The sequence below is a fragment of the Stutzerimonas stutzeri genome (assembly GCF_024448695.1).
GTDB classification, from domain to species: domain Bacteria; phylum Pseudomonadota; class Gammaproteobacteria; order Pseudomonadales; family Pseudomonadaceae; genus Stutzerimonas; species Stutzerimonas stutzeri_T.
Genome location: NZ_JAMOHY010000001.1, coordinates 259,501 through 281,528 on the forward strand (window position 1 = coordinate 259,501; position 22,028 = coordinate 281,528).

22 protein-coding genes are annotated in these 22,028 nt (G+C 64.4%); 11 read left to right on the plus strand and 11 right to left on the minus strand.

Translation table 11 applies throughout. From position 1 onward, the window contains the following. Positions 1-30: 30 nt before the first annotated feature. Both yedF and yedE read right to left on the minus strand, forming a co-directional pair. The gene (gene yedF / locus NAV32_RS01290) at positions 31-270 is read right to left on the minus strand and encodes a sulfurtransferase-like selenium metabolism protein YedF (protein WP_256050982.1); all 240 of its coding nucleotides are present in this window, start codon (positions 268-270) and stop codon (positions 31-33) included. Then, positions 239-1,465, minus strand: coding sequence for a selenium metabolism membrane protein YedE/FdhT (yedE, locus tag NAV32_RS01295; RefSeq protein ID WP_256050983.1), 1,227 nt, complete (start codon positions 1,463-1,465; stop codon positions 239-241). Before yedE ends, yedF begins: the two co-directional genes overlap by 32 nt. A 181-nt stretch (positions 1,466-1,646) precedes the next feature. Here yedE and trxA point away from each other — a divergent pair, with 181 nt between their 5' ends. Next, positions 1,647-2,516: a thioredoxin gene (gene trxA / locus NAV32_RS01300; RefSeq protein ID WP_256050984.1), complete on the plus strand. Its 870-nt coding sequence runs from the start codon at positions 1,647-1,649 to the stop codon at positions 2,514-2,516. Between the two features lie 229 nt (positions 2,517-2,745). On the opposite strand, the gene NAV32_RS01305 is transcribed toward trxA, so the two are convergent. Together NAV32_RS01305 and tesB are read right to left on the minus strand one after the other, a co-directional pair. Next, positions 2,746-3,336 (minus strand): HAD family hydrolase, encoded by a 591-nt coding sequence (locus NAV32_RS01305; RefSeq protein WP_256050985.1) that lies wholly within the window; start codon positions 3,334-3,336, stop codon positions 2,746-2,748. Next, positions 3,333-4,202, minus strand: a complete 870-nt coding sequence (tesB, locus tag NAV32_RS01310; RefSeq protein ID WP_256050986.1) for an acyl-CoA thioesterase II — start codon at positions 4,200-4,202, stop codon at positions 3,333-3,335. The genes NAV32_RS01305 and tesB overlap by 4 nt, the downstream gene beginning before the upstream one ends. Positions 4,203-4,396: 194 nt before the next feature. Here tesB and NAV32_RS01315 point away from each other — a divergent pair, with 194 nt between their 5' ends. Further along, positions 4,397-5,317, plus strand: coding sequence for a histone deacetylase family protein (locus NAV32_RS01315; RefSeq protein ID WP_256051143.1), 921 nt, complete (start codon positions 4,397-4,399; stop codon positions 5,315-5,317). Positions 5,318-5,397: 80 nt separating this feature from the next. After that, complete coding sequence (locus tag NAV32_RS01320) at positions 5,398-6,624, plus strand: TIGR03862 family flavoprotein (protein WP_256050987.1); 1,227 nt, start codon at positions 5,398-5,400, stop codon at positions 6,622-6,624. Between the two features lie 19 nt (positions 6,625-6,643). Here the strand turns inward: NAV32_RS01320 and NAV32_RS01325 are convergent, their stop codons facing one another. Both NAV32_RS01325 and NAV32_RS01330 read right to left on the minus strand, forming a co-directional pair. After that, positions 6,644-7,033, minus strand: a complete 390-nt coding sequence (locus NAV32_RS01325; RefSeq protein ID WP_256050988.1) for a GFA family protein — start codon at positions 7,031-7,033, stop codon at positions 6,644-6,646. Between the two features lie 295 nt (positions 7,034-7,328). Continuing rightward, a complete protein-coding gene (locus NAV32_RS01330; RefSeq protein ID WP_256050989.1) occupies positions 7,329-7,553 on the minus strand; it encodes a hypothetical protein in 225 nt (74 codons plus the stop codon). Positions 7,554-7,806: 253 nt separating this feature from the next. Here NAV32_RS01330 and NAV32_RS01335 point away from each other — a divergent pair, with 253 nt between their 5' ends. Together NAV32_RS01335 and NAV32_RS01340 are read left to right on the plus strand one after the other, a co-directional pair. Next, positions 7,807-8,523, plus strand: a complete 717-nt coding sequence (locus NAV32_RS01335; RefSeq protein WP_256050990.1) for an AzlC family ABC transporter permease — start codon at positions 7,807-7,809, stop codon at positions 8,521-8,523. After that, positions 8,513-8,821, plus strand: a complete 309-nt coding sequence (locus NAV32_RS01340; protein ID WP_256050991.1) for an AzlD family protein — start codon at positions 8,513-8,515, stop codon at positions 8,819-8,821. Before NAV32_RS01335 ends, NAV32_RS01340 begins: the two co-directional genes overlap by 11 nt. A gap of 54 nt (positions 8,822-8,875) precedes the next feature. On the opposite strand, the gene NAV32_RS01345 is transcribed toward NAV32_RS01340, so the two are convergent. The 3 genes from NAV32_RS01345 to NAV32_RS01355 all read right to left on the minus strand — a co-directional run bounded on the left by NAV32_RS01345 (position 8,876) and on the right by NAV32_RS01355 (position 11,726). Continuing rightward, the gene (locus NAV32_RS01345; protein ID WP_256050992.1) at positions 8,876-9,622 is read right to left on the minus strand and encodes a class I SAM-dependent methyltransferase; all 747 of its coding nucleotides are present in this window, start codon (positions 9,620-9,622) and stop codon (positions 8,876-8,878) included. Between the two features lie 61 nt (positions 9,623-9,683). Then, positions 9,684-11,009, minus strand: coding sequence for a DEAD/DEAH box helicase (locus tag NAV32_RS01350; RefSeq protein WP_256050993.1), 1,326 nt, complete (start codon positions 11,007-11,009; stop codon positions 9,684-9,686). A 243-nt stretch (positions 11,010-11,252) separates the two neighbouring features. Then, complete coding sequence (locus NAV32_RS01355) at positions 11,253-11,726, minus strand: NYN domain-containing protein (protein WP_256050994.1); 474 nt, start codon at positions 11,724-11,726, stop codon at positions 11,253-11,255. 109 nt (positions 11,727-11,835) lie between these two features. On the opposite strand from NAV32_RS01355, the gene NAV32_RS01360 reads away from it, so the two are divergent. Continuing rightward, positions 11,836-12,498, plus strand: a complete 663-nt coding sequence (locus NAV32_RS01360) for a YciC family protein (RefSeq protein ID WP_256050995.1) — start codon at positions 11,836-11,838, stop codon at positions 12,496-12,498. A gap of 134 nt (positions 12,499-12,632) precedes the next feature. Here the strand turns inward: NAV32_RS01360 and NAV32_RS01365 are convergent, their stop codons facing one another. Both NAV32_RS01365 and hrpB read right to left on the minus strand, forming a co-directional pair. Further along, complete coding sequence (locus NAV32_RS01365; protein ID WP_256050996.1) at positions 12,633-13,466, minus strand: SDR family oxidoreductase; 834 nt, start codon at positions 13,464-13,466, stop codon at positions 12,633-12,635. Positions 13,467-13,575: 109 nt separating this feature from the next. Further along, on the minus strand, positions 13,576-16,089 hold the full coding sequence (gene hrpB, locus NAV32_RS01370; protein WP_256050997.1) for an ATP-dependent helicase HrpB: 2,514 nt from the start codon (positions 16,087-16,089) through the stop codon (positions 13,576-13,578). 188 nt (positions 16,090-16,277) lie between these two features. Between hrpB and NAV32_RS01375 the strand changes: the two genes are divergently transcribed. From NAV32_RS01375 to NAV32_RS01395, 5 genes are all read left to right on the plus strand, one after another. Beyond that, on the plus strand, positions 16,278-16,694 hold the full coding sequence (locus NAV32_RS01375) for a polyribonucleotide nucleotidyltransferase (protein ID WP_256050998.1): 417 nt from the start codon (positions 16,278-16,280) through the stop codon (positions 16,692-16,694). A gap of 11 nt (positions 16,695-16,705) precedes the next feature. Then, positions 16,706-17,596: a cation diffusion facilitator family transporter gene (locus NAV32_RS01380; RefSeq protein WP_256050999.1), complete on the plus strand. Its 891-nt coding sequence runs from the start codon at positions 16,706-16,708 to the stop codon at positions 17,594-17,596. A 234-nt stretch (positions 17,597-17,830) separates the two neighbouring features. Then, the gene (locus NAV32_RS01385) at positions 17,831-18,613 is read left to right on the plus strand and encodes an efflux RND transporter periplasmic adaptor subunit (protein ID WP_256051000.1); all 783 of its coding nucleotides are present in this window, start codon (positions 17,831-17,833) and stop codon (positions 18,611-18,613) included. Continuing rightward, the gene (locus NAV32_RS01390) at positions 18,610-19,929 is read left to right on the plus strand and encodes an efflux RND transporter periplasmic adaptor subunit (protein WP_256051001.1); all 1,320 of its coding nucleotides are present in this window, start codon (positions 18,610-18,612) and stop codon (positions 19,927-19,929) included. The genes NAV32_RS01385 and NAV32_RS01390 overlap by 4 nt, the downstream gene beginning before the upstream one ends. Beyond that, positions 19,926-22,022 carry a biotin/lipoyl-binding protein gene (locus NAV32_RS01395; RefSeq protein WP_256051144.1) on the plus strand — a complete coding sequence of 699 codons (2,097 nt, stop codon included), beginning with the start codon at positions 19,926-19,928 and terminating at the stop codon, positions 22,020-22,022. Before NAV32_RS01390 ends, NAV32_RS01395 begins: the two co-directional genes overlap by 4 nt. Positions 22,023-22,028 lie beyond the last annotated feature (6 nt).

Below are 22,028 nucleotides of genomic sequence, written 5' to 3' on the forward strand. Positions count from 1 at the left end.
AACCGCGACGAACAGAAACAGCCACTGGCGTCAGGCCGGCACTTCGATCAGAAAGCGAAACAGCGGACCGTGCTGCTCCACGGCCAGGCAGTTGTAGCCCTTGAGCTTGGCGTCCTCGGGAATGCCCTGCACCGACTGCGAACAGTCGGTCACTACTTCCAGCAGTTGCCCCGGCAGCATGGTTTCCAAGGTTTCCAGCGTGGCGATGGCGTTGTAGGGGCAGTGTTCACCGCGCAGATCAAGCGACAGATTGGGTTGGGGCTGGCTCACGGGCAGCACTCCTCTTGGGTTGGAAACGACGGGCATTGAGGTGGACCAGCAGCATGGCCAAAGCCAGGCCGGCGAAGCTGAACAGCAGACCGGTGCCCGGCCCCATGCTTTCCAGTAGATCAATCTTCGGATAGGGCAGCGCCAGCGAGGTGCCCAGCTCGTCCCAGTACACCGCCACCAGCGTGCCACCGATCACGTTGCCGATGCCAACCACCCAGAAATGCACCTGCCCTTCCATCGCGCGGTACATCCAGCCGGTTTCGCAGCCGCCGGCCAAGACGATACCGATCCCGAACAGCAGGCCGCCGAGCACGGCATTCGGGCCCATCCAGAAAATCTTCGCGTCTGCGCCCAGCATGATCGCGCCGAAGGTGCCAACGCAGGCCACGGCCATGCCCAACAGAATGCCGTAGGCGACCTGGGTACGGCCGGTGGTCCAGAGATCACGTGCGGCGCTGGTAAAACAGATCTGCGCGCGCTCGATCAGGCCACCGAAGACCACGCCGAACAGCACCGCCATGCCCAGGGCTATCGACACACCGAAACGCCAGCCGGCGAATGCCACGGCAACCAGCGCCACCGCCACACCCAGGCGCACTTGCAAGCGGTTGCGCTGTTCCCGCGCCTGCGGATCGGCGAACAGCGAACTGGCCTGGCTGCCCACCTTGAGCGGCACGCGCAGCATCGGCAGCAGGCAGATCTTCACCCCGACCCAGGCCCCGCCGACCGTGGCCAGCATGAACGCCCAGGCGTGCAGCGAGAACATCGGAATGCCAGTGAAGAACGCCGCCAGGTTGCAGCCCATGGCCAGGCGAGCGCCGAAACCGGCGATGATCCCGCCGATCAGCCCCTGCGCCAGGCGGCGCTTGCTGGTGGGCCAGCGCAGGCTGACATTGTTGGCCCAGAGCGCCGTGCACAGCGCGCCAAGCAGCATACCGATGATCATCACCCCATCGATGCGATCCAGCGGCGTGCCCTGCAGGCCGATCAGTTTGAAGTAGCTCCACTCCTGCGGCTGAAACCCGAACCAGGCCAGCACGTGCCCACCCCAGCGGGTGAACTCGCCGGTCACGGCCCAGAAGGTCCCGGTGATTGCGAAGTAGTAGGCTGAAGCGACGCCCAGCGCGACGAGCGCGGGCAAAGGTGACCAGAAGCGCACGAGATAGCGCGCCCGGAAATCGGACAGAACGGACATCAATGACTCCTTTTGCGCGACTGCAAACGCCGCACCGAGAAAAGGTGACGCGCATTCTAGCCCTCTAGGTCGCGCCTTGCGCGGACATTCCTTCGAAGCGTCGGTCGTTGACGCTTGCTTCCCGTAAGCGCTGCCCCCACATAACATGCACGCCCTTACAAGTGCCCATTCGAGAACCCTGATGAGCCAGACTCCCTTCATCTTCGACGTCACCAGCGCCAACTTCGAGCAGCTGGTGCTGGAAAACTCCTTTCACAAGCCGGTGCTGGTGGATTTCTGGGCCGATTGGTGCGCGCCGTGCAAGGCGCTGATGCCACTGCTGGCTAAGATCACCGAGGAGTACCAGGGCGAACTGCTGCTGGCCAAGGTCAACTGCGACATCGAGCAGGACGTGGTCGCCCGCTTCGGCGTGCGCAGCCTGCCCACCGTGGTGCTGTTCAAGGACGGTCAGCCGGTGGACGGCTTTGCCGGCGCGCAGCCCGAATCGGCCATTCGCACGATGCTCGAGCCGCACGTTCAGCTGCCCCCCGCGCCCGAGGCGGACCAGCTGGAAGCCGCCCAGGCGCTGTTCGCAGAAGGCCGCATCGGCGAGGCGGAGAACCTGCTCAAGCAGTTGCTGGCCGAAGACAACGAGAACGCCGCCGCGCTGATCCTCTACGCCCGCTGCCTGGCCGAACGTGCCGAGCTGGGCGAAGCCGAGACGGTGTTAAACGCGGTCAAGGGTGACGAGCACAAGCAGGCGCTGGCCGCGGCCCGCGCACAGCTGACCTTCCTGCGCCAGGCCAACGACCTGCCGGAAGTCGCCGACCTCAAAAGCCGCCTGGCACAGAACGCCGAGGACGATGAAGCGACTTATCAGCTGGCGATCCAGCAGCTCGCACGCCAGCAATACGAAACCGCACTGGACGGCCTGCTCAAGCTCTTCGTGCGCAACCGCAACTACGCCGACGGCCTGCCACACAAGACCCTGCTGCAGGTGTTCGACCTGCTGGGCAACGACCACCCGCTGGTTACCACCTACCGCCGCAAGTTGTATCAGGCGATCTACTGATCGCCTGCAGATCGTAGGGTGGATGTCGCCTTTTACATCCACCACAACGCCACCCGGTGGATCGCCACCCGGTGGATCGCCACTGAGGAGACAGCCGCTTGCATCCCAGCCAGCAGGGTCACGTGGGAGTGGGCCATGCCCACGAACGGGACCTGCACTGTTAGCGAGGTTGCGTTCACGGGCATGGCCCGTTCCCACAAAGCCGCGATGGCGGGAAGCGGTGCCCCTCCTAGACGAGCATCTGTCGCAGCTCGCGACAGTCACGAGCATGCAATTCGGTCAACTCCGGCCAGAGATTGTCCGGCAGGTTGACCAGCACCCCGCGAGCGCCTGCGGCCTTCGCGCATTCCAGATCGAAACGGTAGTCACCGACCATCACCAGCGTCTGCGGCGCAACCTGCCATTTGTTGGCCAGGTGCAGCAGACCGCCGGGGTCGGGTTTTGGCGGTGCTTCGTCGCGACCGAGGATGTCTTCGCTGGCGAAGCAGTCGCCCATACCCACTGCCTGCAGCGTCACCAGCGCCAGCTCATGGGCGTTGCGCGTCAGCACGCCAAGCTGGCAGCCGCGATCCTGCAATTCGTGCAGCAGGTCGAGCGCACCCGGTGCGGGTTGCGCCGCGTAGGCCAGTTCGCGCTCGTGCTCCAGCAACCAGGCACGCTTGCTCGCGGCCTCGTCAGCCGGCAAGGCGGCGAGGTGATGGAGGATGTCGTCTTCCTGGGGAATCTCCAGTGCACGCTTGATCGCCAGGAAGTCATGCACGGCGATGGTCAGGGTCCCGTCCATGTCGAACACCCAGTGGCGTGCAGCGGAGAGCGTCATCTCAAGTCCTCTCGCACCCGGATCAGCCCTTCCTGGGCCACCGACGCCACCAGCTCGCCTGCGCGGTTAAAAATACTGCCACGGGCGAAGCCGCGGGCATTGCCCGTCCAGGGGCTATCCATGGAATACAGCAGCCAGTCATCGGCACGCACTTCGCGGTGGAACCAGATGGCATGGTCGAGGCTCGCCAGCTGGATGAATTTGCTCCAGAAGGAAACGCCGTGGGGCTGCAGCGCCGTGCTGACGAAGTTGAAATCCGAAGCGTAGGCCATCAGGTATTTATGCACTGCAGGGTTGTCCGGCAGCGTGCCGGCAGCCCGGAACCACACGTGGCGGATCGGCTCGATGGGCTGTGGGTTGAGCGGGTCCAGCAGCGTCACCGGGCGAATCTCGATGGGCTTGGGCCGGCGCAACTTCTCCACCACACTTGGAGGGACCAAGCTTTCGAGCCTGTGCAGCAGCTCCCTTTCGCTGGGCAGGTTCTCCGGTCCTTCCACATCAGGCATTGGCAACTGGTGCTCGTAGCCGGTTTCATCAACCTGGAACGAAGCGCTGCAGGTGAAGATGGTCTTGCCCTTCTGGATGGCGCTGACGCGGCGCGTAGAGAAGCTGCCGCCATCACGCACTCGGTCGACGTCATACACCACCGGCAGATGGGCGTCACCGGGGCGCAGGAAGTAGCCGTGAATCGAGTGCACATGCCGCTCAGGCACCACCGTCTGGCTCGCCGCCGACAGCGCCTGGCCGATCACCTGACCACCGAACAGCTGCGGGAAACCCAGATCCTGACTGTTGCCGCGGAACAGGTTTTCCTCGATGCGTTCCAGCGACAGCAGGCTCACCAGGGTATCGAGTGTCTCGGTCATGCACATTTCCTTTCCGGCGAAGGCCCATTCAGGCAAAGGCGGAGATTTTACGGTTTAAACCGAACAGGCTCCAGCTAACCGGCCAGACGGCGTCTGCGCTGCCTTGAGCGTGCCGTGACCAAGCCGGCATACTGTTGCCGATTGCGAGCGACCGAGACGGACGCAGTGCAATGAATGTATTCAGGCGCCAATCGATGCCCTTGCCGCTGGTATTCCACGACGACTACAGCCCGCCGCTGCCACCGGGACACCGCTTCCCGATGGAGAAATTTCGTCTGCTGCGCGATCACTTGGTCGATAGCGGCCTGACCACCAACGCGGCGATTCTGCGCCCCGAGCTGTGCGCAACCGACGTGCTTGCTCTGGCCCATGACCGCGCCTATATCGAGCGCTATTGCAGCGGCGACATGGGCCGCGACGAACTGCGCCGCCTGGGCCTGCCCTGGAGCCCGCAACTGGCGCAGCGCACCGTGCGCGCCGTGGGTGGCTCACTGCTGGCCGCCGACCTGGCCCTTGAGCATGGTCTGGCCTGCCATCTGGCCGGCGGCACACACCACGCCCACTACGACCATGCCTCCGGCTTCTGCATCTTCAATGACCTGGCGATCATCGCCCTGTCGCTACTGGAAAGCGGCCGCGCTGGCCGTGTGCTGATCTTCGATTGCGACGTGCATCAGGGCGATGGCACCGCGCGCATCCTCGAACACGTGCCAGACGCGGTGACCGTGTCGCTGCACTGCGAGAAGAACTTTCCTCTGCGCAAAGCCCGCAGCGACTGGGATATCGAGCTGGCGCCAGGCATGGGCGATCTGGAGTACCTCAAGGTGGTGAACGACACACTGAGCTACCTGCTGCCGCTGTACCAGCCGGATCTGGTGCTCTACGACGCCGGGGTCGACGTTCACCGCGACGACACGCTGGGCCTGCTCAACCTCAGCGACGAAGGCTTGGCAATGCGCGACAGCACCGTCATCGATCACTGCCTGGGCCGTGACATTCCGCTGATCGGTGTAATCGGCGGCGGCTACGACAAGGACCGCGCCCTGCTCGCCCGCCGCCATGCGCAGCTGCATTTCAGCGCTGCCAGGGCCTGGAATCGTCACGGCCTGCGTTGATTGCCCAACCAGTTCAGCGCCCATGACCCGCTCCGGCGCAGCCGTTACAATGCCCGCTCCGCAACTGCCCGGCCATCGCCATGACCTCTGCTGATCCTCGCATCGCCATCATCGGTGGCGGCCCTGCCGGGCTGATGGCTGCCGAGGTGCTCAGCCAGGCCGGCGTCGCGGTTGATCTCTATGACGCCATGCCCTCAGTCGGGCGCAAGTTCCTGCTGGCCGGCGTCGGCGGCATGAACATCACCCATGCCGAGGACTTCGCTGCCTTCGTCGATCGTTATCGCCAGCGCGCCGATGACCTGCGCCCGCTGCTGGAGGCCTTCTCGCCGAACACGCTGCGCGAGTGGATTCACGGCCTGGGCATCGACACCTTCGTCGGCAGCTCCGGTCGCGTGTTTCCCACCGACATGAAAGCTGCGCCATTATTGCGCGCCTGGCTCAAGCGGCTACGTGAGCACGGCGTGCAGCTCCACACGCGCCAGCGCTGGCTGGGGTGGAACAAGAAAGGTCAGCTGCGTATCGCCGGCCCACATGGCGAAACGCAGCTGGAGCCCGCCGCCACCCTGCTCGCCCTGGGCGGCGGCAGCTGGTCGCGGCTGGGCTCCGATGGCGCCTGGGTGCCGCTGCTGCAGACGCGTGGCGTGAGCGTCGCACCGCTGCAACCGGCCAACTGTGGGTTCGAGGTTGCAGGCTGGAGTGCGCACCTTGTGGAGAAATTCGCCGGCGCACCTTTGAAGACAGTCAGCCTCGCCTTGCCCAACGAAACCCCACGCAAGGGCGAGTTCGTCCTCACCGCGACCGGCATCGAAGGCAGTCTGGTTTACGCGTTGTCAGCCGACATCCGGGAAACGATCAACGCGTCTGGCTCGGCCACCGTACTGCTCGACCTGCTGCCGAATCGCACCCAGGCGAACATCGCCGCGGCCCTGGCCAAACCACGAGGCTCGCAGTCCATGGCCAAGCACCTGCATCGTCAGTTAAAGCTGGATGGCGCCAAGGCCGCGTTGCTGCGCGAACTGACCGCTGCCGAAACCTTTCAGGACCCTCAAGCGCTTGCGACCAGTATCAAGGCTCTGCCGATTACACTCGTTCGTCCGCGTCCGCTGGACGAAGCCATCAGCAGCGCCGGCGGCGTGCCTTTCGAAGCACTGGATGAAAACCTGATGCTGCGCCAGCTGCCCGGCGTGTTCTGCGCCGGCGAAATGCTCGACTGGGAAGCGCCCACCGGCGGTTATCTGCTTACCGCCTGCTTCGCCAGCGGTCGCGCTGCCGCTGAAGGAATACTGCGCTGGCGGAAGCAGCCATAACGCGACGCCAGCCTTTCCTTCACTCCGAACGCCCTGAGGCATCACGATTCCGCTCGTACCGCTTCGCAACCGGAAACGCCGGCAACCAGGCCTCGCGTCGTACGGCCCAGCTTTCATAGGTCGGCATCAGCAGATCGGGCGCATCCAGTGCGCCCAGGTGCACTTCGATTTCATCCACAGTGCGGGCGAAAACCGACGAGCCACAGCGCGGGCAGAAGTGCCGCCCGGCGTAGTCTCGTGTTTCTCCCTCGATAGTCACCGCCTCCTGCGAAAATACCGCCGCCGCGTAGAAGAGCGCCCCGTGATGTTTGCGACAGTCGAGGCAATGACAGAGCCCTACCCGGTACGGCCGTCCGAAGGCCAGAATCCGCACCTCGCCGCACAGACAGCCGCCAGTGAAACGGTCCATGCTGCACCTCCTCGAAAGACGCTGGAATGCAAATGACGATAGCAGGCGCTACCGACGCTCCAGCCGCTCTGGAGGCACACTGGACCGACTTTGCCATCGCCGTGTCGCAGATACATCGACCAGCAGCGCCTTGCCGATATGCATCGCCACCATGTCCACAGTACCAGTCAGCTCGGCACCGGTGTTTTGTCCACGAGAATCTGGCCACCTCCGGGTTGGGCAGGTCAATCCATGAGGTCTATGTTGTATGCGCCGCATGGAACGCTGATGCGACCGGCAGCAGACACTGAGACCATCAGGGGATCGGATTGCCCAGCCCCGGCTCGTTCGGATCATCAAGATCCGGCCTGCCGGGGTCCTGTATATCTGGACCGATACCGGGTCGGTCGACGGGCTCGCCGGGATCCCGGACGTCTGGGTTATCGGTGTTGAAGTCCGGGTCAGGCGCCTTGACAGGAGGCTGGTCCTGGTCAGGCACGGGCTGCTGGCTATGAAGCCTGTCGATCGGATCGATACTCATGGTTCACCTCCGGTCGAGCCGGGAATGGCTCATTGTGTTTGAGCCAATTCGACATGGATGGTGCGCGCCGCAGGTCGCATTCCAGTTCGCCATTCGCAATTTGAAAGCATGGGACTGCCCATGCTCATCGGATAACATGCGGACCGATCACGGGTTCAGCCTGGCAACGCCCAGCGTGTAGTCCTTCCAAACACACCGCGACACACCTTCAACCAGCCTCCATTCATATGCATTACAGACCAGAGCCCGCGGCATGACCGACGCCGAAACGACGTTGCATCTTTTCAACCGTCACTCCGTGTGGGCCGGCTTCAAGAAGCTTGCCCCGGTCTCCCTGTTCGTCGTGATATTCGGCGCGGCCTTCGGCCTCGCGGCCGTACAAACGGAGTTGGATGAGTCGGTGATCCTCGCGATGAGCACGCTGGTCTTCGCCGGCGCCTCGCAATTTGCGGCGCTGGAACTGTGGGGACCACAGGTGCCGTTGCTCACACTCGTGATTACCGTGTTTGCCATCAATGCCCGCCATCTGCTGATGGGGGCAACGCTCTATCCGTGGCTACGCCATCTGCCACCGTCGCAGCGCTACGGCGTCATGCTCATGGCTTCCGATGCCAACTGGGCGATGGCCATGCAGGCATTCAATAGCAGGCAACCGGGCATTGGGCTTCTGCTGGGCGGCGGCCTCGCCCTTTGGGCATCCTGGGTATTGGGCACCTGGCTGGGTGTCCACTTCGGCGGCGCCATTGAAAACCCCCGGAGTCTGGGCCTGGATATGGTGATGGGCTGCTTTCTGCTGGCCATGGTGGTGGGTGGGGAAAAGAACCTGCGCATGCTGATGATCTGGATCGTCGCCGCCTGCGCTTCCCTGCTGGCCTACTGGTACTTGCCGGACAACAGCCATGTCGTGGTGGGCGCACTGGCAGGCGGCGTGACGGGGATATTCTGGCCGGAGAAGAAACGTGAACATTGAAACCACCGGGGCCGGCGCACTGATTCTGGTGCTGGTCATGGCAGTCGTGACGCTAGCGACCCGCTGGGGCGGCGTTTATGTGATGTCGTTCGTGCCCATTGGCCAGCGGGTGAAGCAATTCATTGGCGCCATGTCCGGCTCGGTGCTGGTGGCGCTGCTGGCTCCCATGGCGCTGGAGGGCGACAGCGGCGCCAGGCTGGCGTTGTTGGCCACGGCTGCCACCATGCTGCTACTAAAAAAGCCGCTACCGGCAATCGCCGCCGGCATCCTGACCGCGGCGCTGGTGAGGCAGTTTTGACGTGGCAATGAGGCACGGACTCTCGACTGAATAACCTGACGCCGGCCTGATCGCTTAGACGCGGCCAACCCGCATATTGATGGGCCAGGAAATCGACCGCCTGCTCTCAGCATCGCCCCAGGTCTGCGCCAGATCGCTTGCGAAGCGATGCAGGATGTCGGCTCGCCCGGCCTCTTGCGCCTGACGCACGGCTGACCAGGTCGCGATGTAGCCGAGGAACTCGTTCAGGTTCCAATCAAGACGGATCAGCATGGCGGGCGAGGCAATCGACTCGAAGGGGAAATCGAGCGTGGCGTAGCCGCTATCGACTAGCCGGCGCTCAGCCGGCCAATAGGGGCCGATCTCCTGCCAGTAGAACTGCTGGAAGCGGGCATCCAGCTCTGCGTCCAGCTGTAGAACGCCGTAGCTGATCAGCGCCAGCACGGCGCTGGGCATCGCGACTCGGCGCACTTCGGCGTAGAAGGCAGGCAGATCGAACCAATGCGCGGCCTGTGCGGCAGTGACAAGGCTCGCGCTGCGATCCGGTAACGGCATTCCTTCCGCCGGGGCGCACAGATAAGTGACGTTTGCCTGTGGCGCGGCATGCGTCAGCTGATCGGCACTCGGATCAAGTCCCGTGACAGATGAGAAATATTTGGCGAGCTGCCCGGCGAGTTGGCCATTTCCGCAACCGGCATCTACCGCGAGCTGAGTATCTGGCGCAATCGAGGCAAGGAATTCGGCAAGTTCGGGAGGGTATTCCGGCCTGAAACGCGCGTAGGCCTGCCCGCCTTGATCGAACCAGTTTTTCGGACTGCTCATCGACTGACCTCTATTCACACGCGCTTCATCATTGCACCCGCCGCCACCTAACGGCGGCGCTTTAACGCTTCTTCGCCGGCTTCGCTCCGCCGAGACTAGGCACCTTGCGAATCGGCTTGGCATTGGGTTTTTCGCTTTCATCGAACCAGTTGCCCAGGTGGATCTTGCCCTTGGCAGCACCCTCCTTCGGCTTCTTGGGTTTTTTCGGCTTCTTGATGATCTGACCGCCGAGGGTGGTGGTCGGCACCCGGTGATCGGGCACGAAACCCAGCTCGTCATGACGCGGCAGAACCTGCTGGATCAGGGTTTCGATGGCGGCCAACTGATCGACTTCATCGGCGCTGACCAGGGAAATCGCTTCACCCGTGGCCCCAGCGCGGCCAGTACGACCGATGCGGTGTACGTAGTCTTCGGCGACGATGGGCAGATCGAAGTTGACCACCTGCGGCAGGTCGTGGATATCCAGTCCGCGGGCGGCCACATCGGTGGCGACCAGGATCTGTACCTCACCGGCCTTGAAGCGTTCCAGCGCACGCATACGGCTGGCTTGCGGCCTGTCGCCGTGAATCGCCTCGCTGGCAATGCCCTGGGCCTGAAGTTCCTCGGCAAGCTGATCGACGCCCTTGCGCGTCTTGACGAACACCAGCACCTGGCCCCAGCGCTTTTCCGTCAGCAAGTGCAGGAAAAGTTCGCTCTTGCGCTTCTTGTCCACCGTCACCAGCCACTGCTTGACGGTCTTCGCCGCAGCGTTGCGCGGACTGACCTCGATGGTCAGCGGGTCGCGCAGCAGCTCTCGGGCCATCTGCCGGATGGGATCGGAGAAGGTCGCGGAGAACAGCAGCGTCTGCCGTTTGCGTGGCAGTGCGCTGAACAGGTCATCCAGTTCTTCGGAGAACCCCAGGTCAAGCATGCGGTCGGCCTCATCCAGCACCAGCGCCTGGACCTGATCGAATTTCACCGCATTCTGCCGGTACAGATCGAGCAGCCGACCGGGCGTCGCCACCAGCACATCGATGCCTTTACGCAGCGCCATCATCTGCGGGTTGATGCTGACGCCGCCGTATACCGCATAGGTACGCAACGGCAGATGCTGCCCGTAGACACGAAAGCTTTCATGTACCTGTTCGGCCAGTTCGCGGGTTGGCACCAGTACCAGTGCACGCACCGAATTGCTCGCCACCTTGGCACCTTCCATGGTCAGGCGTTGCAACAGCGGCAGGGCGAAACCGGCGGTCTTGCCGGTGCCGGTCTGCGCGGCGGCCATCAGGTCGCGGCCCTTGAGCACGGCGGGAATGGCCTTGGCCTGGACCGGCGTTGGCGTGGTGTAGTCGAGGGATTCGAGCGTGCGCAGCAGCGGATCGATCAGGCCCAGGGTGGCGAAGGTCATGGTGCAAACCGGCAAGGGGAACGAGGGCGCAAGTTTACGCGTAAACCCCGCAGTACGTAGCCTGGATTAGCCGTAGGCGTAATCCGGGGAGCCAAAGGCGATACAGCTTTTGCACGGATGCGTCCCGTGCTGTTAGGCCGCGGAACACCGCAGGCGCGCGGTATGCGACGGAAACGCCTACGGCGGTTCCATCCTACAAAAACCATACCGGTGATGAGTCGAGCAGGTGCGGCACCACGGCAGCTAGCGCAGCAGCAGCCTGCCTTCGATGGGCACATAGCGTGTGGCGGCGCGGATCAGCGATTGTGCCGTCAGCCCCGGCACGCCATAGGCCGTGGCCTCGCCGCCGCCGGCGCGTACACGGTCGAGCAGCAGGTCGAAATCGCCGTCGCCGGAGGCCAGCACGATTTCATCCACACGCGCCGCGGCATCCAGCACGTCGATGGTGATGCCCACGTCCCAGTCGCCCTTGGCGGAGCCGTCGCTGCGCTGGATATAGGGCTTGAGCCTCACCGTAAAACCAAGGTTGCGCAGGATCTGCTGGAATTGCTGCTGCTTGGCGTCGCCACGTTCGATGGCATAGGCATACGCCTCGACGATTTCGCCGCGCGCGCTGACTTCATTCCACAGAGCTGCATAGTTGAAGTGGCAACCGTGTGCCTGGCGCACCGTGTAATAGAGATTCTGCACATCGGCAAACAGGGCAATCTTCTTCACGCAGTGGCCTGGGTCAGGAAAGGGCTGGCCAGTATGGACGGCAAAATCGCGCCTGTCCTGCGTTGCGGTCTTGTTAAAGTACGCGCCTTTTTTTCGAGACCCTATCGACGTGAACGTATTTTCCATCCTCCGTGACGCCTGGTACTTCTACTCCCGCAACCTGCCCGGCATCGCGCGGCTCTGCCTGCCGCTGATTCTGCTGGAAAGCTGCGTCAGACTGATGATCGAGCACTGGCTGGGCCAGAACGCGCTGCCCGCGCAGGAATTGCTGACCGAGATACTCTTCTATCCCCTGTATGTCGGCGCGCTGATCCTGTTTCTCGACGCCCGCAGCCGCGGCCATGATCCCGCTGCACGCGAGGTATGGGCGCGGGTGCTGCCCCTGTGGCCCTCACTGGCGGTGCTCGCCGCGCTGGGGACGCTGCTGATCGTGCTTGGCGCCTCGCTGTTCGTGCTGCCGGGGCTCTGGGTGATGGTGAAAATCGCCTTTGCCGAATACCTGCTGATGCTGCGCGGGTTGACTCCACTGGCGGCGTTGAAGGAAAGCTTCGCTCAGACGCGCGGGCATTTCCTGCTGATACTCGGCTGCATGCTCGTAGTGTTGCTGCCGGTGTGGCTGCTCGAAGCCTGGCTCGCCACACAGTTCTGGGGCGATGCCACGCCGCCTGCAGCGCTGGCGATTCTGGTCGATGGCGGTGTCGGGATGGTTCAGCTGCTGGCCACAGTGGTGGTGTTCCGCTGCTTCATGCTCTGCGGCGATTCAGACCGATGAATTCGCACCCACAGGATGAGTGCGTAAAAAGTAGGAGCGGACTTGTCCGCGAGCTTTATGCAGCCCCGTGAAAAGCTCGCGGGCAAGCCCCCTCCTACAGGTACGGCGTGTACCGGGGCACTGTGGGAGCGGCTTCAGCCGCGAATGCTGCTGCCTGCCAATCGCGGCAACAGCAGATGCTCGAACAGACGCGGAAAGCAGCGCGCCACCAACCGGGCGCGCCAGTCCAGGTTGGACAACACCAGCAGCCGACGCCGCTTCAGCGCGCCCTGAAAGATGGATTCGGCCACATCCTGCGGCGACGCCACGCGGCCCACGGCCAGCACTGGCTGCGGCGCGGTTGAGCCATCACCGACCAGCACGTTCTTGCGCAGGTCAGTGGCGGTATAACCGGGGCACACCAGCATCACGTTGACGCCAGTGCCGTCGAGCTCACCGCGCAGGGTTTCGAACAGGCCGTGCAGGGCATGCTTGCTGGCATTGTAGGCGGCACGATCAGGCACCGGCGCATATTGCGAAAGCGAACTGAGCACGATGATCTGCCCGCTGCGCGCCGTCAGGCTCGGCAGAGCCGCCTGGGTGCAATGCAGCGCGCCATAAAAATTCACCGCCATGATCCGCTCGAACACCTTCAGGCTGGTGTCGGCGACGCGGCTGCGATGGGTAATGCCGGCGTTATTGACCAGCACATCGATCCCGCCGAAACGCTCCACCACCAGCGTAACGGCCTGCTGCACCGCCACCGCATCCGACACATCGCAGCACAGCCCCAGCGCCTCGGCGTTGTGCCGGTCAGCCAGATGCTGCACCAGACCGTCGAGGGCGTTCTGCTCCAGATCGAAGATCACCAGCCGCGCACCGGCCTGGGCCATGCGCTCTGCCAGCGCGCGGCCAATGCCCGCACAGCCCCCCGTGATCAGCACCACCTTGCGGTCGAACACCTTGCTGGCAAATACCTTGCGCCGCATAAACCACTCCATCCGGTCCTGAATTCGGCCACCCGGCCAACCCCTGCCAAGCCGGACGCACTCAGCGCAAGCATAGCCAGCCCGCGGCCTCTTCGCGACTGCCCTGACGTTACTGTCCGCGTGGCTTGGCCCTGGCGGTGGGTTCGGCGATCAGCGGGTCATCCGGCCAGTAGTGCTTCGGGTAACGACCCTTCAAATCCTTCTTCACCTCGGCGTAGGTATTGGCCCAGAAGCTCGCCAGATCCTGTGTCACCTGCACCGGCCTGCGCGCCGGTGACAGCAGGTGCAGCTTGACGGTCAACCGTCCGCCGGCAATGCGTGGCGTATCAGCCAGACCGAACAGCTCCTGCAGCCGTACCGCCAGTACCGGCGGCTGCTCGCTGTAATCCAGACGAATGCGCGAGCCGGACGGCACGCCAATGGCGCTTGGCGCCTGCTCCTCCAGGCGCTGCGGCAGTGGCCAGGGCAGCAGTGTGGCGAGCATGGCCTTCATGTCCAGCTGGGCAAAATGCGCCAGCCGCGAGACCTTGCCCAGATACGGCAACAGCCAGTCTTCCAGCCGCGCCAGCAAGGCTGAATCACTGACATCTGGCCAGTCACTGTCGCTGCTCTGGTCATGGCTCAGTTGCCGCAGCAGGGCGATGCGCGCCTGCCACTGACGCAGTTCGGGCGTCCAGGTCAGCAGTTCCAGCCCCTTGCGCCGCACCAGACCGAGCAATGCCTGACTGCGCGCCGCTTCATCGAGCCCCGGCAGCGCTTCACGGCTCAGGGTCAGCTCGCCAACCCGACCCTGGCGCTCGGCACGCAGCACGCCCTCGCGTTCGTCCCAATCCAGCTCGTCGTGCTGGCTGACCAGCTCTGCCAGCACGCCATCGAACAGCGCCGGGTCCAACGCCACCGCACGGTAGATGCGTTCCTCGCGCCGCCCCTGCTGGCTGCCGAGTTCGGCGATCACCAGCCAGGGCTCCTTCATCAGCCCATCCGGCTCGCCAAATTGCGCTGCTCGTCCATTGGCCAGGCGGTATTCACCACCGCCTTCGCGCCGCTGGCGGGCTACGCGGTCGGGATAAGCAAAGGCCAGCAGCGCTGCCAGGGCGTGCGCCTCGCCCAGCGCCGCTCCGGACGTATTCGCCCGCTCGCGCAGCAGGCTGCGAAATTGCCGGGCCAGTTGGCGTACCCGCTGCACAGCACCGCCACGACCGCTCGCCAACTGCTGCAGACGCAGGCTCAGATCAGCCCCGGCATCGCGCAGGATGTCGCGCTCGGCCAGCAGTGCAGCGACATCCGCGGCCAGCGCAGCAACGCCCAAATCCTGACCGCGCAGCAGCATATGCGCCAGACGCGGGTGGGTGGGCAGTCCGGCCATGGCCTGGCCTTGAGTGGTCAGTTGCCAACTGCCATGTGCGTTGCGCTGCAGCGCACCCAGCCGTTCCAGCAACGCCTGCGCCTGGGCATAGGCGGCAGCCGGGGGACGATCGAGCCAGCTCAGCTCGTCCGGCTCGACACCCCAGCGCGCCAGTTGCAGGGCAACACCCGCCAGGTCCGCCTGGAGAATTTCCGCCTCACCGTAGGCACTCAGTTGTGCATGCTGGTCTTCGGACCACAGCCGATAGCAGGCGCCCGGCTCCAGACGCCCGGCCCGCCCTGCACGCTGGGTGGCCGAGGCTCGGGAGATGCGCCGGGTGTCCAGCCGCGTCATGCCGCTGCCGGGGTCGAACCGCGGCACCCGCGCCAGGCCGGCGTCCACCACCACCCGCACGCCTTCGATGGTCAGGCTGGTCTCGGCGATATTGGTGGCCAGCACCACCTTGCGCTGGCCGGCCGGCGGCGGATCGATGGCGGCGCGCTGAGCGGCCAGTTCCAGTTCGCCATGCAGAGGACAGAGCAGGATATCCGTGCGAGCGGCCAGCTGTTCGGCCAATGCCTCGTTGACCCTGCGGATTTCCGCCTGCCCCGGCAGAAACACCAGCAGGCTGCCGCCCTCTTCTTCCAGTGCCTGCAACACCGTCTGCACCACGCGCGGCTCGATGCGCTCCCCAGCCTGGTATGGCCTGCTCCAGCGCAGCACCACCGGGTACATGCGCCCGTCACTGCGCACCACCGGCGCATCGTCGAGCAGCGTCGACAAACGCTCGCCCTCCAGCGTGGCCGACATCAGCAGCACCTTGAGCGGCTCGTCGCGCAGCAGCATGCGGGCATTGAGGGTCAGCGCCAGGGCCAGGTCGGCATCCAGACCGCGCTCGTGAAATTCGTCGAATATCACCAGCCCGACACCCTCCAGCGCCGGATCGTCCTGCAAACGGCGGGCGAGAATGCCTTCGGTGACCACCTCGATGCGCGTCTTCGGCCCGATCTTGCTGTCGAGCCGAATGCGATAGCCAACCGTTTCCCCCACCTGCTCGCCCAGCTCGCTAGCCAGCCGTTCGGCGGCGGCCCGTGCAGCCAGCCGACGCGGTTCGAGCATGATCATCGACTGCCCGGCCAGCCAGGGCTCGTCCAGCAAGGCCAGCGGCACGCGGGTGGTCTTGCCGGCGCCGGGCGGTGCTTCCAGCACGACTTCGTCTCGACATTGCAGGGCCTGACGCAGCGCCGGCAGGACCTGTTCGATGGGCAAGGGGCTCATATGCACTCCGCGATCGGGGCGCGCATTATAAGGGAAGACGATAAAAGCGCCGGGGGCAGATACCCGCTGCTTCAGCCGGCCTTCAGCCGCCAGCTCACGCTCCGAACAAGGCGCCATTCGACCTGTCTGATAGCACGCAAATATCAACGTCTGTAGGTATAGTTGCGACACTTTTCCAGGAGGTCTTTATGCGTACTCGTTCCCGTGTCATCGGCGGCGTGCTGGCCGTTTCCCTGTTCACCCAACTGACCGCCTGCGGCACGCTGTTCTACCCGGATCGGCGCGGACAGATAGACGGCAAGATCGACCCGGCGATTGCCGCGCTCAACGCCGTCGGCCTGCTGTTCTACGTGATCCCCGGCTTGATCGCCTTTGGTATCGACTTCGCCACCGGCGCGATCTATTTCCCTGACGATCAATTCTCGATGGCGCCGGAAAAACTGCAGGAGGCCATTGGTGCCGACGGCCAGATCGACAGGCTGCGCCTGAAAGCCATTATCGAGGAGCAGACCGGTCGCAGCCTGCCGCTGGACGATCCGCGCCTGATCCGGCATGACGGCAGCCTTGAGCAGCTTGCAGCCTTCGGCCTGCAGCCGGCTGCCTGACCCCGCACCCGATGAGCATCAACGCCGACCACGCCCGCCTGTTGCGCCGCGCCAGCAGCGCGGCACTGGCGACTGCCATAGTGCTGGCCCTGAGCAAGGCGGTGGCGTGGTGGCTGAGTGGTTCGGTGAGCCTGCTGGCCGGCCTGACAGACTCGTTGCTCGATGGTGCCGCCTCACTGCTCAACCTGCTGGCAGTGCACTACTCGCTGCGCCCCGCCGACGAGGATCACCGCTACGGCCACGGCAAGGCCGAGGCATTGGCAGGGCTCGGCCAGGCTGCATTCATCTGCGTCAGCGCGATTCTGGTCGGGGTGCAAGGCGTCGACCGTATGCTGCATCCTCAGCCGTTGGGCGCGCAGGGCGTGGGCATCGCGGTGATGCTGCTCTCGCTGGTGATGACGGCACTGCTGCTGGGCTATCAGCGGCACGTGGTGAAAGTGACCCACTCCACGGCCATCCGCGCCGATTCGCTGCATTACCGCTCCGACCTGCTGCTCAACGCCAGCATCCTGCTTGCACTGATCCTCGCCGGCTTCGGCTGGGAACGGCTCGACGCGCTGTTCGGCATCGCCATCGCGTTCTACATCTTCTGGAGTGCAGTGAGCATCGTCCGCGAAGCCGGCGCGGTGCTGATGGATACCGAGCTGTCACCCGAGATCAGCGCACACATGCAGCAACTGGTATGTGAAGTACCCGGCGTACACGGCTGCCACGATTTTCGCACGCGCATTTCCGGTACGCGCTGGTTCGTCCAGATGCACCTGGAACTGCCGGGCGAACTGCCACTGTCGCAGGCGCACGACCTGTGCGTGGCGGTCGAGCATGCCATTCATGACCGATACCCCAATGCCGAGGTACTGGTGCATGCCGATCCGCTGGAGGTGGCTCCACCACGCCGCTGATCCACTCTGACTCCCGCAGCAGTAGCATGATTTCGATGCACTAGACCGCGGGGAAAGATCGAGAGGAGGCAGCCTGCCCAGGGTTGCAGGGAGCACAGGTACCAATGCCCTCTATAGCAAGCTCACCGCGCATCAGCACCGACCACATGCTGCGGATTGATACACCGCTATGGCCAATTTTCCGCGATCGACTTCTGCCGTAGACTACGTAGCCTACATGCAAGGATGTATGCCATGCCCAGCCTCCCCGCCCGCCTGTTCGCTCTCGGCCTGCTGGCTCTGCCGCTGAACCCACCGCTCTGGGCTGAAGAGCTGCTACTCGAACCACTTGCAAATACCGCAACGGCGAGCGGAGAACGACAGGTTCGCGGCATACTGCGGGCTCGCGACCACGCCGTGCTCTCCAGCGAGCTGCCTGGCCGTATCGTTGAAATGCCATTCACCGACGGCCAGGATTTCGCCAAAGGCGACGTTCTGGTGCGCTTCGACTGCAGCGCCTATCAGGCCCAACTGAACGCCGCGCAAGCCGCGGTGCGCGCCACCCGCGAGGAACTGAACCACAAGAAGCAACTGGCCGCGCTCAACTCCGTCGGTCGCTTTGAAGTGGCGTTGGCCGAAGCCCGCCAGGCCCAGACCCTGGCAGAGACGCAGGTGTACCAGGTACAGGTAAAACGCTGCAGCGTCGTCGCACCGTTCAGCGGCCGCGTGGTGCAGCGTCGCGCCCAGCCACACGAAAGCGTCGCCAACGGCGCCCCGCTGCTGGATGTGGTCGACAACGGCACCCTGGAAATCTACCTGCTGGTACCGTCCAGCTGGCTGAACCGAATCGAACCGGAACAACCCTTTGAATTCACCCCCGACGAAACCGGCAAGCCCCTTCGGGCCACAGTCAAACGTCTTGGCGCTCGCATCGACGAAGGTAGCCAGACCCTACTGCTGATCGGCAGCCTACCTGCGGACACCCGCGGCTTGCTGGCCGGCATGAGCGGTACCGCCCAGTTTCAGGTACCGGAATGAACGCACCGCTGCCCGGCACGGCCGAACGCGTCTTCGCCGCTTTTCTCGGGCTGGAGCGACAGGCCCGGAGGGCCGGCAACGTCGAGCAACTGGCGTTTGCCATGGTCAACGATGGCCAGGCGCTGTTCGGCTTCCGTCATGCCGCGCTACTGATCGCCGGCAAGGTCCAGGCACTGACCGGCATCAGCGTGGTAGAGCCGAACGCGCCCTTCGTGGCCTTCGTTGAACGTGCGGTCTCGCAGCTGCTCGATCAGGCCCGGTTGAACGACGCTCACAGCGTTGACCCAGAGCGACTGGATAAGCAGGTTCGCGTCGATTGGCAAAGCCTGTCCGCCAACCAGGCGTACTGGCTACCGCTGAAGAACCGTCAGAACGAGACGTTCGGCGGACTCTGGCTGGCCCGGGAACAGGCGTTCAGCGAAGCCGAACAATCCTTGCTGAGCCAATTGGCCGACACCTACGCCCATGCTTGGCTGGCGCTGCAGCCGCGCAAACCCTGGCGTCTGCGCTGGCCGCGGAAAAAGCTGCTGGCGGTTGGCGCAGCGCTATCGCTAATCCTGCTGGTACCGGTACGCCAATCGGTATTGGCGCCGGCCGAAGTGGTGCCCCAGGGAGGCCGGGTGGTCGCCGCACCGCTGGATGGGGTGATTGCCGAGTTCCTGGTCAAACCCAACCAGCGTGTCGTTGAGGGAGAGTTGCTGGTGCGCTTCGACGCCACCAGCCTCAAGGCACAGGCGGATGTTGCCGAGCGCGTTCTAGGGGTAGCCGAAGCCGAGCTCAAGGCCAACGCCCAGCGGGCCTTTGCGGATGCGGAGTCCAGTTCTCGCATCGATTTGCTCGCGGCACGGGTAGAACAGAAACGCGCCGAGCGCGACTACGCCCGCCAGTTACTGGCCCGCAGTGAGGTACGCGCCGAGCGCTCCGGCATCACCGTGTTCGCCGATGCCCAGCACCTTACCGGCAAACCGGTACAGACCGGCGAACGGCTGATGCAGATCGCCGATCCGACCCAGGCGGAACTGCGTATCGAGCTGCCAGTGGGCGATGCCATTGCTCTTCAGCCTGGCGCCGAGGTGGCACTGTTTCTCGACAGCGATCCGCTCAACCGTCATGACGCGCAACTGGAACGCTCGGCCTACGAGGCCCAGACCACCGCCGCCGGGCAACTGGCCTATCGCCTGGATGCAAGCTTCGTCGGTGCTCCGCCACGTATCGGCTTGCGCGGCACGGCCAAGTTGTTCGGTGATCGCGCGCCCCTGGCCTATTACCTCATGCGCCGCCCGCTGGCCGCCGCGCGCCAGAGCTTGGGCTTCTGATGCTGCCCGCCCTGCGCCCCGATCTGCAGTTATCGCCGGCAGCCCCCGGCCTCGACGGCGCCCCGCAATGGACGCTGGCCGATCCCCTGCGTGGCCGCTACTTCAAACTCGGCGCCGCCGCGGTTCGGCTGTTGCGCCATTGGACACTGGGCGAGCCGCAGCGTGTACTAGCGGCCGCCAATGCCGAACCCGGCCTGCCATTGGGCCAGGCCGAACTCGAAGACATGCTGCGCTTTCTCAGCAGCCATGACCTGATCGCCGCTCTGGACGAAAACCAGCGCGCCAGCTACGCGATGAAAGCCGCCGCCCATCGCCAAAGCCCATGGAAGCGGGTACTGCATCAATACCTGTTCTTCCGCATTCCGCTGTTGCGGCCCGATCCCTTCCTCAATCGCGCCTGGCCCGTGCTCGAACGCCACGGTCCCTGGCTGCTGCGCTGGGGCCTGCCGCTGGTCTTTGTACTGGGATTGTTCCTGGTGATGCGCGATTGGCAGCGCTTTCTGGCCACCTTCCCCCATCTGTTCAGCCTCGGTGGCGCATTGGCCTTCGGCATCGCGCTGACCTTCGCAAAGCTTTGCCATGAGTTTGGCCACGCCTTCATGGCCAAGCGCGCTGGCTGTCGGGTGCAGAGCATGGGCCTGGCGTTCATGGTGTTGCTGCCGATGTTCTACACCGATGTCAGCGATGCCTGGCGCGTGCGCGACCGCCGCTCACGCCTGCTGATCGGAGCCGGCGGCATACTCGCCGAACTGCTCCTGGCTGTCCTCGCGCTGCTCGCCTGGTCACTGTTGCCCGACGGCCCGGCGCGTACCGCAGCCTTCATGCTCGCCAGCGCAACCTGGATCACAACCCTGATCATCAATCTCAATCCCTTCATGCGTTTCGATGGTTACTTTCTGATCAGTGATCTTTGGGGCGTGGACAACCTGCAGAATCGCGCCTTTGCGCTGTGCCGCTGGCGCCTGCGTGAAGCCCTGTTCGGTTATGGCGAGCCCGCCCCGGAGCCCTGGTCGCCAACCATGCGCAGGCGCCTGCTGGTATGGGGCTACGGCTCCTGGTTATGGCGCGCAATCCTGTTCCTCGGCATCGCGCTGGCGGTCTATCACCTGTTCTTCAAAGTACTCGGCATCTTCCTGATGGTGGTTGAGCTGCTGTGGTTCATTGGCCTGCCCATCTGGCGCGAGCTGGGCGAATGGTGGCAACGCCGTGAACAGGCCGACTCACGCAAGGTGCTGATCACCGGCCTGAGCCTTGGCGCGGTACTGCTTGTGCTGATCGTGCCCTGGCGCAGCTCGGTGGAAATACCGGCCTTGCTCGAAGCCTCGCGCACCAGCGCCCTGCATGCACCGGTGGCCGCGCGCTTGAAAGCTGTACACGTGCACGACGGGCAGAACGTGGCAGCCGGCGACCTGCTGCTGGAACTGGACTCGCCCGACCTGGACTCACGCCAGGCCATCGTCCGGCGCGAGACCGAAATTCTCCAGCTGCAACTGCGCCGCCAGTCCGCACGCAGCGAAACGGCGGCCGATGCGGGCATCCTCGAACAACGCCTGGCCGAAGCCGTGGCCGAGTACCGCGGCCTGGCCGCCCAGCGTGAGCGCCTGCAGCTACGCGCACCGCAGGCTGGCGTGGTACGCGACCTGCAACGCGACCTGAGCGCGAATCGCTGGTTGCATCCTGCCGAATCACTTGCGCGCATCGTAGAGCCCGGGCTGCGCCTGCGCGGCTACCTGGCCGAAGAAAACCTCTGGCGGATCGAAACGGGCAGCGAAGGACGCTTCATCACTGACGACCCGGCACGCCCGGCGGTGAAAGTGCGCCTGGACGAAGTGGACGCCACCGGCGTCGCCTACTTGGAGTTAGAAGCGCTCAGCTCCGACCACGGCGGCCCAATCGCCGTACGCCGTGACGCACAGCGCCGCGCGGAACCTGTACAGGCGCAGTACGGGGTACGCCTGGTGCTGCTGAACGAACTGCCCGCTCCCGCCCAGCCCCTGCGCGGTGTGGTAGTACTGGATGGCGCAGGAGAATCCGTATTGGGCGAAGCCTGGCGCCGGCTGGCGGCACTGGGCGTGAGGGAAAGCGGCTTTTAACAGGAC